Below are 15,596 nucleotides of genomic sequence, written 5' to 3'. Positions count from 1 at the left end.
TCACAGTCATTGCGTCTTGCCTCTCGGAATACGTCCAAAGAAGCGTGCGACATGACGCAGGTAAACGAACGGAGAGACCGATTGCCATGCCGTCCAGCAGTCATGCCACAGCGATGGCACACTTGCAAACGCGTTTATGCATTCCTGTTCCAACCCCGGAGTACTCACACATGGCAAATACGACCAATAGCCGCTGGATTCGAGTGGAAACGAACGATGGCAGCTTCGATGCCTATCTGAGCCTGCCGCCCGCAGGCAAGCAGGCCGGCGGCCCCGGCATCGTGCTGATCCAGGAGATTTTTGGCGTCAACGAACACATCCGCTCGGTCGCGGACCAGTACGCGTCCGATGGTTACGTCGTCCTGGCACCGGATATTTTCTGGCGCCAGTCGCCGCGGGTGGAACTCGGCTACGCCGGCGCGGACATGGAACAGGCCTTCGCGCTGCGCAAGGCGACCGATGTCGACGCCGCGGTGTCGGACATCGCGGCGACGGTGCGCGCACTGCGCGCGGAGCTCGGTGGCCAGGGCAAGGTCGCGGCGGTGGGGTATTGCTTCGGCGGCCTGCTGTCGTACCTCTCGGCGGCGCGCGGCCTGGTCGACGCGGCGGTGCCTTACTACGGCGGCGGCATCCATGCGAACCTGCGGGAAGCGCCCAGGCTGAACGTGCCGGCGCAGTTCCACTTCGGCGCACTCGATGCACACATCACGCTCGACCAGGTCGCCGATATCCGCGCGGCGGTCGAAGGGAAGGCGGACACCGAAGTGTTCGTCTACGAGAAGGCCGATCACGGCTTCAACTGCTGGGCGCGTGGCTCCTATCATCAGCCATCGGCCGCGCTGGCGCATGGCCGCGCACTGGCCTTCCTGTCGGAACACCTGAGCTAGGGTCAGGCTAGGGTCAAGCCAGGATCAGGCGTCGTCGCCCTCGTCGTTGAAGGCAGTAATGCGTGCGACACGGAAGGTGTTGCGCAGCGACTCGAGCTCGGCGCGGTGGCGCAGGGCAAGCCGGTTCAGGCTGCGCTCGCCCTTGGCCAGCAGATGCACCTCGACGATCCGCCGGTCGTCGGCATTCACCTTCCGCGTGACCAGGCCGGCGGCCTCGCAGCGATTGACCAGCGCGACGACGCCATGCTGCTGCGTCTGCAGCCGCTCGGCAAGCTCCCCCACGGAGGCCCAGTTCCGATCCGGAAAGCCGCGGATATGGAGCATGAGCAGGTACTGCTGCACGGTCATCCCCTCGCCGCGCGCGGCATCTTCGGAGAAACGCAGAAAGCGCCGCAACTGGTAGCGGAAATCAGAAAGTGCCTCGAATTCCTGCTTGGTGAGCGGTGCGGGGGTCTTGCGTGTCATGTGTCGGCGTCGGGATGTGCGCCACCAGACAGCGTGGCGTTGCAAAGGCCGCCCATTATAGGGGGCGCATTTGCTACGTCCGGTGCGGTCGCGCGCATAACGAGGTGTGGCAGAATCTGTGCGGTCGTAGCCACCTTCACCACCCACCGGAAATCCGCCCGATGTTCACGGAAATCGTCCAGTTCCTGCTCGATATCGTCTTCACGCTGTTTGGCATGGCGCTGCTGCTGCGCCTGTGGATGCAGCTGACCCGCCTGCCCTCGCGCAATCCCGTCTCGCAGGGCGTCTTCCAAATTACGGACTGGCTGGTCCGCCCGTTACGCCGGATCATCCCCGGCTTCGGCGGCATCGACTGGGCCACGCTGATCGCGGCCTGGCTCACGGCGGTGGTTTATCTGGTGTGCCGCACGCTGCTGTACGAAGGCGATCCGCTCGGCTTCCTGCCCGTGATTCTCGCCATCGCAGTCCTGCACGTGCTCAAGTGGGGCATCAGCCTCATCATGTGGGTCACGCTGCTCATGGCGATCCTGTCGTGGGTCAACCCGCAGTCGCCGGTGGCGCCGGCCATCTATCACCTGACGGAGCCGCTGCTGCGTCCGCTGCGCCGTATCGTGCCGCGCCTGGGCGGCTTCGACATTTCGCCCCTGATCCTGTTCGTGATCGCGCAAATCCTGCTGATGGTGCTCGCCCGCCTCAGCCTGGGCAGTGTGTGATTGATGTTGCACACACATTAGAGACTTTTAGGGTTTTCACTGATTGTTCAGCTAGCTGGACAGAGTGTCGAGGATTGCCCCTTTTTCCCGCGCGTGCTGGCGCCTACATTACAGCCACCGTGGCACCCAACCACGATGCTTTCACAAAAATACAGTAGGACAGCACGACAAATGAAGACTCTCTCCAAGCTCCAGGGCACGGCCGCCGCCGTGCTCGTCACCCTCGGCCTTACCATGGGCGCCGCCGCCAACGCCGCCCAGCCCCGGACCGATATTGCCCGTCTCGACGGCAGCATCGGCCACGTTGGCGCCCGCGACCCGTACACTGACGGCGCGCGCGGCATCAACGAACCCCGCAGCACCTTCACCGATGGCGCACGCTCGGTTTCCGAGCCGCGCAGCCCGTACAGCGACGGTGCCCGCACCGTCACGGAACGCCGCGACGCGTTTAGCGAAGGCGCCTGAGCGCTTCGCTGCTTCGGGCGCCGGGCGCGCCTGAAGCCTGCTTGACCTCTCCTGCCAGAGAGGGCCACGGTGAGAGGCGGACGGTCGGGTCCACAAGATTCGGCAGCCTGCCTCCCCTCCAGTATCCCCCCGCAGTCTCCGCAGTCTCCGCAGTCTTCGCAGTATTCCCGCGTTTCCCTCCCACTTCCCCCTTCCCGCGGCCGGTCAAGCCCGCTACCAGGTCAGTCCGCTGCCCGCACCACCCTCTTCTTCGTCGCCCATCATCGACTCGATCGCTTCCATGAACGCCCGCACCTTCCGCGGCTGGAGCCGGCGGTCAGGCAGCAGCGCAAACACGCGGAGCGGTGGTAACGGCACATCCGGCATTACCCGGACGAGTCGGCCCTGCGCAATCTCCGCCTCGGCATAGGTCATGGGCACGCGCGCGATGCCGAGTCCCGAGAGGGCTGCCTGTAGCCGCAGTTCGGCGTTGTAGGTCTGCATGCGGGGGCGGATCGGCACGGAAATCCGCTCGCCGTCGCGCGTGAATTCCCAGAAGGTCGCGCCCGGCGTGGCCAGCGTCGGCATGTTCGAGAGATCCTCGGGCTGCATCTGCGCGGGCAGGCTGGCCGCGAGGGAGGGCGCCGCAACGAGGCCGCGTTCGACGTGCCAGATGCGGCGGGCGATCGTACCCGAGTCGGGCAGATCGGATTCGACAGTCACGAACGCGATATCGAAGCCTTCGCGAATAGGATCGACGAGGCCCTGCGAGATTTCCACGATGATGTCGAGCGCCGGATGGGCCGCCAGCGTTCGGCAAATCACGCCACCCAGCTGCTGCGCGCCGAATTCGTACGGCGTGGCGATACGGAGCATGCCCTGCACGCGCTCCTCGCGCGCGAGCGTCTCCTGACGGATCTCGCGTAATCGCGCAAACAGCGGTGCGACGTCGCGATAGACAGCGCCACCCGCGTCGGTCAGCCGCATGCGGCGCGTCGTGCGCTCGAGCAGCTTGGCGCCGATGGCCGTCTCCAGCCGCGCGACGGCCGCCGACACGCGAGACTTCGGACAGTCCAGTTGCGCGGCCGCCGCCGTGAAAGTGCCTTGCTCGACCACGCAGCAGAACGCTTCCCAATCATTCCACTGGATTGTTTCGTTCACCGGGTGCTACCAACGTTGTGCAAACGCACATTATGCGGGAGAGCCGCCCCCAAGTCAGCGCGCGCGGCACGATGCCACAGCTTCCGACGCACGCCGGGCACTGGCGAGGCGCGCATATTTCCACTACTCTTTCGGCCTTTCCGCGCCACTCCGGCCGGATTTTTCACTTCCCATCGATGGCGACAGAAGCCGACCACGAACCGGGTACGCCGCAGGGCGCCGCCACGGAAAAACCCAGCGACAGCTACGTGCAATCGTTTGCGCGTGGGCTCTCCGTCATTCGCGCGTTCAACGCCCAGCACCCCGCGCAGACGCTCACCGAAATCGCACAAGCCAGCGGGCTGACGCGGGCGGGTGCCCGCCGCATCCTGCTGACGCTAGTGGGACTCGGCTACGTGCAGGCGGACGGGCGGCTGTTTCGCCTGACGCCCAAGATCCTCGACCTCGGCTTCGCCTACCTGACGTCGATGCCGTTCTGGAACCTGGCCGAGCCGATCATGGAAGCGCTGTCCCAGTCAGTCCACGAGAGTTGCTCGATCTCCGTCCTCGACGGCACCGAGGTCGTCTACGTGCTGCGCGTGCCGGCGCGCAAGATCATGACGATCAACCTGTCGATCGGCAGCCGGCTGCCCGCCTATTGCTCCTCGATGGGCCGCGTGCTGCTCGCGGGCCTCGACGAGACGGAACTGGACCGCGTGCTGCGGGCGTCGGACCTGCGCCCGCGCACGAGCCGCACCGTCACGGATATCGGCGAACTGAAGACGCTGATCGCGGCCATCCGCGCGCGCGGGTGGGCGCAGAACGATCAGGAACTGGAAGAGGGACTCGTGTCGGTGGCGGCGCCGATCCGAAGCCGGTCGGGGCAGGTCATCGCCGCCATCAATATCAGCGGCCAGGCCAACCGGACCAGCGCCCAGGAGATGGTCGAGCGCTTCCTGCCGCCGCTGCTCGAGGCCTCGGAGAAGATCTCCGGCCTGGTACAGCTGCGTACCTGACCCGAAAGCTCGGCAGGTCAGTAGGGTGCCGGCGGCAACTCGACGCTGCCAAACTCCGCCGAGCGCGAACCGGCCACAGGACGGTTGCTTGCACCGAAGTAAGCGAACGCTATCGACAGCTTCACGGCGTTCGATTCATTCCGCCCCGCGCTATGGAACAACCGGCTGTCGAAGATCAGCACATCGCCGCGATGCAAGGCGAGCGGCACCGTCCCACGCAGCAACTGCTGGCTGGCCGGGTGCGCTTCCACAAGAAACTCCGCGGGATCGAGCTGCGCCGGTTCGAGCTTCGCCTTGTGCGAGCCGGGAATCACGCGCAGCACGCCATTCCGTTCGTCTTCGTCGCCGAGCGCCAGCCACACCGTGACCAGTTCCGGACTCGTGAACGACCAATAGCGCGTATCGCGATGCCACCCGGTCTGGCTGCCGTAGAACGGATGCTTCGTCATCACGCTGTTGTGATGGGCCAGCGTCAGCCGCGCCGGTTCGCCAAGCAATGCCTCGACCGTGGCCACGATGCGCGGGTCCGCGGCCCAGCGGCGATACGCCTCGTGCCGTCCATAGGCCTGCCGCAGCCGCCGCACCGTCGCCCCGCCCGCCGATTCCCGCGTGGCCGGCGCGCCCGGATAACCGAGATCCGCCTCGAATTCCACCGGCGGTACCGCCGCCGCCAGATGCTCGCGCGTGACCGCCTCGAGGTCGGCGCATTGCGCCTCGCTCGCAAAGCCGCGCAGGATCACGTAACCGCCCGCATGAAAGGCACGCGCGAGACTCGCCAGACCAGCGCGATCGGCCAGCGGCGCGGAGGAGTCGAAATCCAGGGACACGGACGCGTCAGATGCGTCCTTCAACGGAAGAGTCATTGCAGCGGATAAAGGCAATCTGAAAAAAAGCCGGCAGGCGCCAACAGACCGATGATGCCAGAACCCGGGTGCGCATGGTGCGGAAGCAGACCGTTCGTCCGGCACGGCCCGCCGCTACAATGGGCGGGTTCGTCTCGCCCTACCGAATATCCGATCGATGTTCCGACCGTCAGAGTACAGGCCAACGTGACTGCCCGCCCAAGGATTCTCGCCTCGCTTGCCGAGGCCCAACAGCAACTCGGCCGTATCGTGCTGGGCAAACCGCGCCAGGTTCGGCTCTCGCTCGCCTGCATGCTCGCCGGCGGTCACCTGCTGCTCGAGGATGTCCCCGGCGTCGGCAAGACCACGCTCGCTCACGCCCTCGCCCGCACGCTCGGCCTCCGGTATCAGCGCGTGCAATTCACGAGCGACCTGCTGCCCGCCGATCTCATCGGTGTCTCGGTCTTCATGCGCGATGCGGGCGAATTCCGTTTCCATCGCGGCCCCGTCTTCGCCCAGCTCGTGCTCGCCGATGAAATCAATCGCGCGCCGCCCAAGACGCAGAGCGCGCTGCTCGAGGCCATGGCCGAGTATCAGGTCACGCACGACGGCGCAACGCATGCCCTGCCGACGCCGTTCTTTGTGATCGCCACGCAGAATCCGCTCGAGCAGATCGGTACGCATGCCCTGCCCGAATCCCAGCTCGATCGTTTCACGATGCGTATCTCGCTGGGCTATCCCGACCCGTCGTTCGAGCGCGTGCTGTATCTTGGCGGCGCGTCGGCCACCGAGGTCACGCCGGTCATGAACGCCGAGCAGGTCGTCGCCTTGCAGGCGGCAGCCGCCAAGGTCTACGCCGCGCCGGCGCTCGTCGACTACGTGCTCGCGCTCGTGCAGGCCACGCGCGCGGAGAGCAGTTTTGCCGCGGGCCTGTCGCCGCGCGGCGGCCTTGCGCTGCTGGCCTGCTCGCGTGCGTGGGCGCTGCTCGATCAGCGTGAAATGGTCGTGCCGGAGGATGTGCAGGCCGTATTCGCTGCCGTCGCCGGCCATCGCTTGCTGCCATCCGGCGCCAGCAGGGGCGCCAGCCAGACCGCGGTCATCGACAGGCTCCTCGCATCGGTCGCGATCCCCTGAGCCTGTCCGGGTCGCAGGCTACCGCGCTATCGCACCACCTCTATGTCCACGCCGACATCCAACGCGACGAGCGGGCCCCCGTCCGCACCCAACGGCCGCCCACGTGGTCCGGCCGAGTGGCTGCGTCGCGCGCACGGCCCGGTCAACGGCGTGGTCACCCTGCATCGCCGCCAGCTTTATATCCTGCCGACGCGCGGCGGCATGGCCTTCGCGGTGCTGTTGCTGGCGATGCTGATGACTTCGCTCAACTACAACATCAGCCTGGGCTTCGCACTGACGTTCCTGCTTATCGGCATCGTCATGGCCTGCATGTGGACCGCGTATCGCAACCTCCTCGACCTGGAGGTCAGCGCGGGCGCCGTATCGCCCGCGTTCGTCGGCGATGCGGCGGTCTTCGCGCTGCACGTCGATAACCGGGACGACACCGCGCGCATCGGCATGGAAGCCCGCGTGCAGGCGGACAAGCGCCCTCGCATCCCAGGTCGTCCGGCAACGCGCCGACCAGGCGGTGCCGCGAGCGCGGCGTCCGCATCCACCGTCCCCACGGAGGCCGCCTCGCTGACGCTCGACGCGCAGGCCAGCGGCGCACTGGCGCTGCGTCTGCCCGCCACGCGCCGCGGCCGCCTGACCCTGCCGCGCGTCACGCTGGAGAGCCGTTTCCCCTTCGGTCTGTTCCGCGTCTGGAGCTACGCCGACCTGCCGCTCGCCACGCTCGTGTATCCCGCACCGGAAGCCGCCGCGCCCCCGATGCCGTTGCTCGCGCGCGCCGACGACGCCGAGGACGGCGCCCTGTCCATCGCGTCGGATGACGGCATCGACCAGTTGCGCCGCTACCGCGCGGGCGATCCGCTGCACCGTATCGCGTGGAAACACAGCGCGCGCACGGGCCGCTGGATGAGCCGCACCGGTCAGGCCACACGCGACCCCGCCTGCTGGCTGGACTGGCATGCGCTGCCCGATGGTCTGGACACGGAAGCTCGCCTGTCGCGTCTTTGCGCATGGGTCCTTGCGGCGGGCGACGATCTCGACATCGGCCTGCGATTGCCCGCCGTCGAAATCCCACCGGGCCATGGCGCCGCGCATCGGCGCGCCTGCCTCGAGGCGCTCGCGTTGTGGCCGGAGCGCCCGACGTCATGACCGCCGCCCGCCTCCGCCCGCTCGCGCATCAGGAACACGGCATGCTGATGGGCCAGCTCGCGCTCGTGCTCGCGCCGCAGGCCCGCACGCTGCCGGTCTCGGTCAGCCTGTTGCTCGTCGTGCTGATGGCATGGCGCTGGCTGCTGTGGCGCCAGCGCGCCCCGCTGCCCTCGCGCACGATGCTGGCCGTCGTCGCGATGCTCGTACTCGCGACTTCGGCCGCCCTCGTCTGGCAGGCCGGGGGCAGCCTCGGCCGCGATCTCTGCGTCGCGCTGCTTGGCGCGTTCGTCATCCTCAAGCTGCTCGAATGCCGGGCGCTGTCGGATGCGACGATCGTCACGCAGCTATCGTTCTATCTGCTGCTTACCCTCTATCTGACCGACCAGCCGTTCTGGCTCGCGCTATACAGCATGGCCATCGGCGCATGGGTACTGCGCAACTGGCTGCTGCTCCATCACCCCGAGGCGCGCGGGCGGCTGGCGATCTGGCCGCTGCTGGGCCGCATGGCGCTGATCGGCCTGCCCTGGGCGCTGTTCCTGTTTGTGCTGTTCCCCCGCCTGGACCATCCGCTGTGGCGGCTGCCGCAATCGGAATCGACAGGCAAGACGGGCATTACGGACACGATGCGCCCCGGCAGTATCGGTGAGTTGATCCGCTCGACCGAGGTCGCGTTTCGCGCCGACATGAGTGGCGATCCGCTGCCGCCCAGCGCGCTCTACTGGCGCGCGCTGATACTCTGGCATTACGACGGCCAGCAATGGCGGACACTCGAACAGCAGCGCCTGGTACGCGCCGCCCCCGTCCTCCGCGACGACGCATCCGATGTCGCCACGCCCGCGCCGGCAGGCATGCGGGACTACTCGGTGACGCTCGAGGCCAGCCAGCAATCGTGGCTCTATCTGCTCGACCGCGGCATCGCGCTTTCCGGCATGCCAGAAGCACGCATGTCTTACGACGGCGAATTCTTCGCGCGCGCGCCCATCGACCGCGCGGTCCGCTACCGCGCACGCTCGACGTTCGAGCATGGCGCTGCCTCGTCCGCAACCCTGCCGCCACGCATCCGCGCCCTCGCGCTGGAGCTCCCCCCGGGCAACCCGCGCAGCCGCGCCCTCGCCGCGCGGTGGGCCGAGACGGTAGCCGATCCGTGGCAGCGCGTGCAGGCCGCGCTGCGCGTCTTTGCCGGCGAAGCGTTCTACTACACGCTCTCCCCGCCGCCACTTGGCAGCCAGCAGGTCGATTCGTTCGTGTTCGATACGCACCGCGGATTCTGCGAACATTATGCGAGCAGCTTCGTGTTTCTGATGCGAGCGGCCGGCGTACCCGCGCGCGTGGTCACGGGCTATCAGGGCGGTGAGTACAACACCATCGGCAGGCACTACATCGTGCGGCAGTCCGACGCGCATGCGTGGGCCGAAGTCTGGATCGATGGCCGCGGCTGGGTGCGCGTGGATCCAACCAGCGCGGTCGCCCCGAGCCGCGTGGAAGAGGGCGTCGATGCGGCGCTCGCGGGCGACGAGGCCGACGCGGTGCGCGCCTTGCGGACACCGGGCTGGCTACGCGACCTGCGCTGGAGCTTCGACGGCCTGATGTACACGTGGCAGCGCTGGATCCTCGATTACGATCGCGATCGCCAGATGGCGCTGCTGCGACAGTTCGGCATGGACGACCGCCTGCCGCAAATCCTGATGATGGGCCTCGCCTCGCTGACGCTGATAGGCCTGGTCCCGCTGTGGCTGCGCCGCCAGCGGCTGGATCCGCTGCAGGCGATGTACGCGCGCTTTTGCCGCGAACTGGCAAAGCGCGGCTACGAACGCGGCGCCGCCGAAGGGCCGCAGGCGTTCGCGCAGCGCGCCGCTGCCGCGATGCCGCAGGCGGCGCCAGCCCTCCACGCCTTTACCGCCGAATACGTGCGCTTGCGCTACGGCGCGCCGCCCGCAGCCGGCCCCGGCAGCCTCGCCGCGCTCCATCGGGCATTGTGCGAGGTCATCCTTTCCATCCGGCAACGCTGAACACCAAGGCCATTGCCACCCGGGAAGCCGGTGCATATAATTTCATACGTAACTATTACGGATGAAATAAACTATGTCGTTCGAACGCCGCATCGACCGTTTCTGCGAGCAGCACCCCGAGGCGCCGCGCGACCTCATTCTCGCCTCCCGCCTGCTGCTTCGATCGGCGCGGCTGTTGCGCAACCATATCGAACGCGCGCTCGCGAGGTTCGATCTCGATCTCGGCCAGTACCTCGTGCTCAGCATGCTTGCGATCGATGCCGGCGAGCCCACCATTCCGTCCGAGCTCGGCGTCGCCATCGACGCCACGCGCACGCAGATGACGCGCCTCGTGGATCGCCTGGAGGCGCGCGGACTCGTTCGGCGCACCGCGTCGACGCAAGACCGCCGCAGCCTGGAGCTCAGCCTCACGGCGGCAGGGCAGCGGCTGCTCGATCGCGCAATCCCGGCCGTGCATGCGGCCTACGGCGAAGCATGGGCCCCGTTCGGCGACAGCGGCCTGACCGCCGCCACGCGTTCCCTCAACAAGCTCCACCAGACCCTCGCCGCGCTGGAAGCCGAGGCCGGGCAGCCGTGACGATGCGGCAGAGCCGCTGGCTGACCCACCGGCAGCGGCAGACGCTGCTGATGATCCTGCTCGGACTCGCCACCGGCGTCGAGTTCCTCGAGAACATCATGTTCGTCTTCGCGTCGACGCACATCGTCGGCGGCATCCATGCGGATGAGCGCAGCTTTGCGCTCGTGCAGGCCGCGTACGCGGTCGGCAGCATGCTCATGATTCTCAAGCAGAACTGGTTCGCCCGTCGATTCGGCTATCGCCGCTACCTGACCGCGGCGCTGCTCGCATTCATCGCGGGCACGATCGGGGCGGGTTCCAGCACGTCGCTGGCGCAGATGCTCGTGGCCCGCTTCGTTCAAGGCTTCGGCGGCGGCGCGCTGTTCACCAGTTGCCGCATCCTCGTGAACGTCCTGTTCGGCGCCGCGGACCGCCCGCGCGCGATCAAGATCTTCATGCTCGGCATCTTCGGGGCCTCCGCACTCGCTCCCGCCTTCGCGGCGGAACTCGTCGAGCGCGGTGTCTGGCGCGACGTGTTCTTCGGCGTGCTGCCCTTCGCCATCGTTGCAGCGATCGGCGCGTGGCGGTTGCTTCCGGATGCGGAGGCAGCGAGCGACACCGACCGCCTTGCGCTCGGCCCGCTGCTGCTGTTCGGCGCCGCCATCGTGACGCTCCAGTCCGTGCTCGCCACCGCGCGCTTCGACGTCTTCTCGCATCCCCTGCGGCTCGCCATCGCCGCCGGCATCGCCCTGTTGCTGCTCGGCACATTCCTCTGGCGGCAATGGCACCATGCCGCACCGATGCTGCGCCTGCGCGGCCTTCGCGACCCGGTGTACCTCACCGGGCTGGCCATGTACTTCGTGTACTACCTGATCAGCAACCTCAGCGGCTATGTTTTTCCCGTCCTCGCGGAGCAGGCGCTGCACGTTCCGCTGGCGACCACCGGCTGGCTCAACACCTTCGCGGCGACCGTCAGCCTGATCGGCATTCTCATCTACCTGCGGCTCGCGCGACGGCTGCCGCGCAAGAAGCCCGTCATGGTCGCGGGCCTGCTCGTGATGGCCGCGTCATCGTGGTATTTCTCGCGCCTCTCGCCCGAGGCCGGTCCGTCGGCCATGCTGTGGGGACTGCTGGGCAAGGGCCTGTTCGGCGTGATGGTGATCATCCCGATCGCGGGCCTGACGTTCCGTTCGCTGAGCGCGGAAGATTTCGGTCATGGCTATCGCAGCAAGAACCTGTTGCGGCAGGTCGCGAGCTCGTTTGCGTCGGGGCTGGGGGCAGTACTGCTCCAGAACCGGCAGTTCGCGGTCATGGAACAGCAGGCGCGTCTGGTGGCCTGCGGAGATCTTTACCGGCTTGTCGCCGCACTGTCGCTGGTCGCGGCAGTGTTCATGCTGGTACAACGGCGGCTCGACTAGGCAAGTCCGCTTGAGAATGTCGCTGGCCTCTAACGTCGATCTCTATCGTCCGGGGTCAGAACAGCGACAGTTGACGCATCCCGAAGCCCACGGTTTCCTCGACGCGCGCACGCGCATGGACGAGCGAACCCTCGGCACCCGAATAGTTGCCGGCGGCCCAGCGATAAACGACGGGCAATTCCCCGCGATCGGACAGCCGGACCTCGCCGAGCTTCTCGCCACGATCGTTACGGTAGTAGTGGGAACGATAGCCGCGCTCCCAGTGAGGCGGCTCGACCTTCTTGCGCCTGCGCGGAGACGCTGCGCTTCCGGCTGACTTGCCCGGCGATTGCCGGACACGCTCGGTACCGGGGGTGGTACCGGAGGTCAGGGGAGCGCGGTTGAAATCCAACTGCATAGACTTCCTTCTTCTGTCGATTCAGCAGGAACCAGACGTGGTGACCGAGATCACCACACGCTTCATGCATCGCAGTCGTGATCATACCTGTTCGCGCGCGCTTCGGGTGTGTTTTGTTGGCTTGAAATCGGCCTCTGGCAAGGCTTTGCGGGTATGTATACGCCCCGTATACCTGTGGTTTACGTCGGCGTATACCTGACGTATACCTGCCTCGGGTGCAGCGTAAACCGCGTCACCCGAGGCACGTCGATCAGCCGAGATCGAGCGGGATGAAGATGCGCGCGTCGTCGCGCTGGACCAGCAGTGCGACCTGCTTGCCCGCCTTCGACACGAGCGACTTCAGCTGGTCCGCCGAGCTGATCGGCGTACCGTTCAGCGACAGGATGACGTCGCCCGGCTGGATGCCGACGCGCGCGGCCGGACCTGCCACGTCCTCGACGACGAGGCCCCCGTCGATGCCGCTGTCACGCTTCTCGTTCGGCGTCAGCGGCCGCACGGCCAGGCCGAGCTTGCCACCCGCGTCGTTCGGGTTCCCCTTTTGCGCCACGGCCGATTCCTTCGCCGTGCCCACCTTCACCGCCAGCGTCAGCGGCTCACCCTTGCGGATGACCTTCAGCTGCGTCTCCGTGCCGGGCTTGATATCGGCCACGTGCTCCGGCAGATCGCCCGAGTGGTCGATCACGTCGTCGCCCAGCTGAACGATCACGTCGCCCGGCTTCAGGCCAGCCTTCGCGGCGGGGCTGTCCGGCTCCACCGAGTTGACCAGCGCACCGGCAGGCTTCGGCAGGTTGAAGGACTGGGCCAGCGCCTGATTGACTTCCTGCACCGAGATACCCAGACGGCCGCGCGTGACCTTGCCATGCGCGACGAGTTGCTGTTCGACCTTCGTCGCAACGTTGATGGGAATCGCGAAAGACAGTCCCTGATAACCGCCGGTCTGGCTATAGATCTGCGAGTTGATGCCGATGACTTCCCCACGCTGGTTGAACAGCGGTCCGCCCGAGTTGCCGGGGTTCACGGCCACGTCGGTCTGGATGAACGGCACGTACGTGTCGTCAGGCAGCGAACGCGACTTCGCGCTGACGATACCCGCCGTGACCGTGTTCTCGAAACCGTATGGCGAACCGATCGCCACCACCGGCTCGCCGACCCGCACCTTCGACGGATCGCCGAGACGCACGGTCGGCAGATCCTTTGCATCGATCTTGATCACCGCGATGTCGGTCTGCGGATCGACGCCCAGCACCTTCGCCTTGAACTCGCGGCGGTCCGTCAGCTTGACGGTCACCTCGGTCGCGTTATCCACGACGTGCGCGTTCGTCAGGATCACGCCATCGGGATTGACGATGAAGCCCGAGCCGAGTCCGCGTACCAGTTGCGGCTGCTGTTGCTGCGGTGCCTGGAACTGCGGACCGAAGCGCTTGAAGAATTGCGCGAGCGGATCGTCCGGATCGAGACCCGAACCCTGTGCCGAGGTACGCTGCGCGCGGGCGGTCACGCTGATGTTGACCACCGCGGGGCCATACTGATCGACGATCGCCGAAAAGTCGGTCGGCGTGGCAACTGCCACCGGCGATGCCGAAGCCACGACGGGCGCCGGCGCGGCGTATCCCGGCGTGATGACTTCCTTCTGCAAATATGTGTAGCCCCCGGCGATGGCGGCGAGTGCTGCGATACCGAAGGCAGAGCGAGCAAGCGTCTGGCGGATCATGGTCTTCTTCCTTTCTGATGTCCTTTGCGCGGGGGTATTCCAGCGCGACAGTGTCATCCTAGGGACGCAGACTTAAATCACACTTAAAGAACGGGACGCCTTCAACAACCCTTCGTCTAACATGGCTAACGCCAAATTTATCTTGCACACAATTGAATTGCGTATAAGATATCAGACATGGACATCGACACCACCCCCACCAAGCCCGAGTCGCTGCTGATGCTGGACCAGCAGCTCTGCTTCGCGCTGTACTCGAGTTCGTTGGCCATGACCAAGGTATATAAGCCCATCCTCAGGGAGCTTGGGCTTACTTATCCGCAGTATCTGGTGATGATGGTGTTGTGGGAATGCGAGAAGCTAAGCGTATCGGAACTGGGCCAGCGCCTGTCGCTGGATTCCGGCACGCTGACCCCGCTTCTCAAGCGCCTCGAGTCGATGTCGCTGGTAAGCCGGGAACGCGACCCCGCGGACGAACGCCGCGTGATCGTGACACTCACCGAAGCGGGCTGGCAGCTTCGCCAGCGCGCGGTTGGGATCCCGGAGAAGTTGTTATGCGCAACGCAGTGCTCCGTCGAGGAAATTCAGGCGCTGACACTACGTTTGCAGGCATTGCGGTCTACGCTGGAGAACGCGCGGACCGATGGATGAAAACCGCGCTGCGGCGTGGAACCCTTTGACGTCAAACCGCCCTCGACAGGCGACGAAACCAGGAGCAAAGAAATGACCAAGCTGGACAAAGTCCTTTACACCGCCCATGCATCCGCCACCGGTGGCCGCGACGGCCGCGCCGTCACGTCCGACGGCCAACTCGACGTCAAGCTCGCGGTACCGAAGGAGATGGGCGGTGCCGGCAACGGCCTGAATCCCGAGCAGCTGTTCGCCGCGGGCTACTCCGCTTGCTTCCTGGGCGCGATCCGCTTCGTGGCCGGCCAGCAAAAGATCGCCATCCCGGCCGACGCCAAGATCGACGGCTCGGTAGGCATCGGCCAGATTCCGCAAGGCTTCGGCATTCAGGCCGAACTGAAGATCTCGCTGCCCGGCATCGAGCGCGAAGCCGCCCAGAAGCTGGTCGAAGCCGCGCACCAGGTGTGCCCGTACTCGAACGCCACGCGCGGCAACATCGAAGTCACGCTGACGCTGGTCTGATCGAGCAAGGTTCCAAAAGAAAAACGCCGGCTTGCGCCGGCGTTTTTGTCTTTTGGATTCTCGATCACGGGTTCCCGGAAGCGGGAGACTCCAGCTGCGCGCAGAACAATCGCTTTTGCGCCGCCGTCATCCGCTTCGTGGCAATCTCCGCGCGTAGCGCTTCGGACTTCGTGGCAAACCGCATCCAGCCAAGCAGGCGCACCGGCTTGCGCGCGCGCGTATATTTCGCACCGATCCCGGCAACATGGGCCGCATACCGCCGCGCGACGTCCGTCGTAATGCCGGTATAGATCGAATTGCCCTCGCACTCGAGCATATAGAGATACCAGCACGGATCGTCTTCGGTCGTGTCTGCGGTCATGGTATGCAGCAGCGTGAATCAGAAGCGTAAAAAACAAAACCCCTCAGCGGAGTGCGCTGAGGGGTTCTGAGCATAAGAGCCTGGCGATGACCTACTTTCACACGGGTAGTCCGCACTATCATCGGCGCGGAGTTGTTTCACGGTCCTGTTCGGGATGGGAAGGGGTGGTTCCAACTCGCTATGGTCACCAGGCATAAGGGGTTGTCACGCTGAGGAGGTC

At 66.1% G+C, this 15,596-nt stretch carries 17 protein-coding genes and 1 rRNA gene; 11 read left to right on the top strand and 7 right to left on the bottom strand.

From position 1 onward, the window contains the following. Window positions 1–170: 170 nt before the first annotated feature. Window positions 171–887, top strand: a complete 717-nt coding sequence (locus KHP16_RS27470; RefSeq protein ID WP_109585539.1) for a dienelactone hydrolase family protein — start codon at window positions 171–173, stop codon at window positions 885–887. Between the two features lie 24 nt (window positions 888–911). On the opposite strand, the gene KHP16_RS27465 is transcribed toward KHP16_RS27470, so the two are convergent. Continuing rightward, window positions 912–1,352, bottom strand: coding sequence for a MarR family winged helix-turn-helix transcriptional regulator (locus KHP16_RS27465; protein WP_109585540.1), 441 nt, complete (start codon window positions 1,350–1,352; stop codon window positions 912–914). A 161-nt stretch (window positions 1,353–1,513) separates the two neighbouring features. Here KHP16_RS27465 and KHP16_RS27460 point away from each other — a divergent pair, with 161 nt between their 5' ends. Then, the gene (locus KHP16_RS27460; RefSeq protein ID WP_109585541.1) at window positions 1,514–2,065 is read left to right on the top strand and encodes a YggT family protein; all 552 of its coding nucleotides are present in this window, start codon (window positions 1,514–1,516) and stop codon (window positions 2,063–2,065) included. 171 nt (window positions 2,066–2,236) lie between these two features. Next, on the top strand, window positions 2,237–2,530 hold the full coding sequence (locus KHP16_RS27455; protein WP_109585542.1) for a hypothetical protein: 294 nt from the start codon (window positions 2,237–2,239) through the stop codon (window positions 2,528–2,530). A gap of 213 nt (window positions 2,531–2,743) precedes the next feature. Here the strand turns inward: KHP16_RS27455 and KHP16_RS27450 are convergent, their stop codons facing one another. Further along, window positions 2,744–3,670, bottom strand: a complete 927-nt coding sequence (locus tag KHP16_RS27450) for a LysR family transcriptional regulator (protein ID WP_109585543.1) — start codon at window positions 3,668–3,670, stop codon at window positions 2,744–2,746. A gap of 176 nt (window positions 3,671–3,846) precedes the next feature. Here KHP16_RS27450 and KHP16_RS27445 point away from each other — a divergent pair, with 176 nt between their 5' ends. Then, window positions 3,847–4,665, top strand: a complete 819-nt coding sequence (locus KHP16_RS27445) for an IclR family transcriptional regulator (RefSeq protein WP_109585544.1) — start codon at window positions 3,847–3,849, stop codon at window positions 4,663–4,665. Between the two features lie 17 nt (window positions 4,666–4,682). Here the strand turns inward: KHP16_RS27445 and KHP16_RS27440 are convergent, their stop codons facing one another. Further along, window positions 4,683–5,528 (bottom strand): phytanoyl-CoA dioxygenase family protein, encoded by an 846-nt coding sequence (locus KHP16_RS27440; protein ID WP_115953484.1) that lies wholly within the window; start codon window positions 5,526–5,528, stop codon window positions 4,683–4,685. A 186-nt stretch (window positions 5,529–5,714) separates the two neighbouring features. On the opposite strand from KHP16_RS27440, the gene KHP16_RS27435 reads away from it, so the two are divergent. From KHP16_RS27435 to KHP16_RS27415, 5 genes are all read left to right on the top strand, one after another. Continuing rightward, the gene (locus KHP16_RS27435; RefSeq protein WP_211961562.1) at window positions 5,715–6,641 is read left to right on the top strand and encodes an AAA family ATPase; all 927 of its coding nucleotides are present in this window, start codon (window positions 5,715–5,717) and stop codon (window positions 6,639–6,641) included. 42 nt (window positions 6,642–6,683) lie between these two features. Further along, on the top strand, window positions 6,684–7,778 hold the full coding sequence (locus tag KHP16_RS27430; protein ID WP_115953486.1) for a DUF58 domain-containing protein: 1,095 nt from the start codon (window positions 6,684–6,686) through the stop codon (window positions 7,776–7,778). Next, a complete protein-coding gene (locus tag KHP16_RS27425; RefSeq protein WP_211961560.1) occupies window positions 7,775–9,787 on the top strand; it encodes a transglutaminase TgpA family protein in 2,013 nt (670 codons plus the stop codon). Before KHP16_RS27430 ends, KHP16_RS27425 begins: the two co-directional genes overlap by 4 nt. A gap of 73 nt (window positions 9,788–9,860) precedes the next feature. Next, on the top strand, window positions 9,861–10,364 hold the full coding sequence (locus tag KHP16_RS27420) for a MarR family winged helix-turn-helix transcriptional regulator (RefSeq protein WP_109585548.1): 504 nt from the start codon (window positions 9,861–9,863) through the stop codon (window positions 10,362–10,364). Window positions 10,365–10,366: 2 nt separating this feature from the next. Beyond that, window positions 10,367–11,761: an MFS transporter gene (locus KHP16_RS27415; protein WP_211961580.1), complete on the top strand. Its 1,395-nt coding sequence runs from the start codon at window positions 10,367–10,369 to the stop codon at window positions 11,759–11,761. 55 nt (window positions 11,762–11,816) lie between these two features. Here KHP16_RS27415 and KHP16_RS27410 read toward each other — a convergent pair whose 3' ends face one another. Together KHP16_RS27410 and KHP16_RS27405 are read right to left on the bottom strand one after the other, a co-directional pair. Beyond that, a complete protein-coding gene (locus KHP16_RS27410; protein ID WP_109585550.1) occupies window positions 11,817–12,158 on the bottom strand; it encodes a hypothetical protein in 342 nt (113 codons plus the stop codon). A 250-nt stretch (window positions 12,159–12,408) separates the two neighbouring features. Further along, window positions 12,409–13,869, bottom strand: coding sequence for a DegQ family serine endoprotease (locus tag KHP16_RS27405; protein ID WP_109585551.1), 1,461 nt, complete (start codon window positions 13,867–13,869; stop codon window positions 12,409–12,411). A gap of 177 nt (window positions 13,870–14,046) precedes the next feature. Between KHP16_RS27405 and KHP16_RS27400 the strand changes: the two genes are divergently transcribed. Further along, entirely contained in the window at window positions 14,047–14,517 is a 471-nt protein-coding gene (locus tag KHP16_RS27400; protein ID WP_211961558.1) for a MarR family winged helix-turn-helix transcriptional regulator, read from the top strand. 72 nt (window positions 14,518–14,589) lie between these two features. After that, window positions 14,590–15,015, top strand: a complete 426-nt coding sequence (locus KHP16_RS27395; protein WP_109585553.1) for an organic hydroperoxide resistance protein — start codon at window positions 14,590–14,592, stop codon at window positions 15,013–15,015. 64 nt (window positions 15,016–15,079) lie between these two features. Here KHP16_RS27395 and KHP16_RS27390 read toward each other — a convergent pair whose 3' ends face one another. Both KHP16_RS27390 and rrf read right to left on the bottom strand, forming a co-directional pair. Further along, window positions 15,080–15,376 (bottom strand): GIY-YIG nuclease family protein, encoded by a 297-nt coding sequence (locus tag KHP16_RS27390; RefSeq protein ID WP_121491795.1) that lies wholly within the window; start codon window positions 15,374–15,376, stop codon window positions 15,080–15,082. 78 nt (window positions 15,377–15,454) lie between these two features. Next, a 5S ribosomal RNA gene (rrf, locus tag KHP16_RS27385) occupies window positions 15,455–15,568 on the bottom strand. Window positions 15,569–15,596: the final 28 nt, after the last annotated feature.

Source organism: Cupriavidus plantarum (assembly GCF_905397285.1).
Lineage (GTDB): Bacteria > Pseudomonadota > Gammaproteobacteria > Burkholderiales > Burkholderiaceae > Cupriavidus > Cupriavidus plantarum.
The sequence above is the reverse complement of the archived record's forward strand: the minus strand, read 5'-3'. Positions and strand labels throughout refer to the sequence as shown.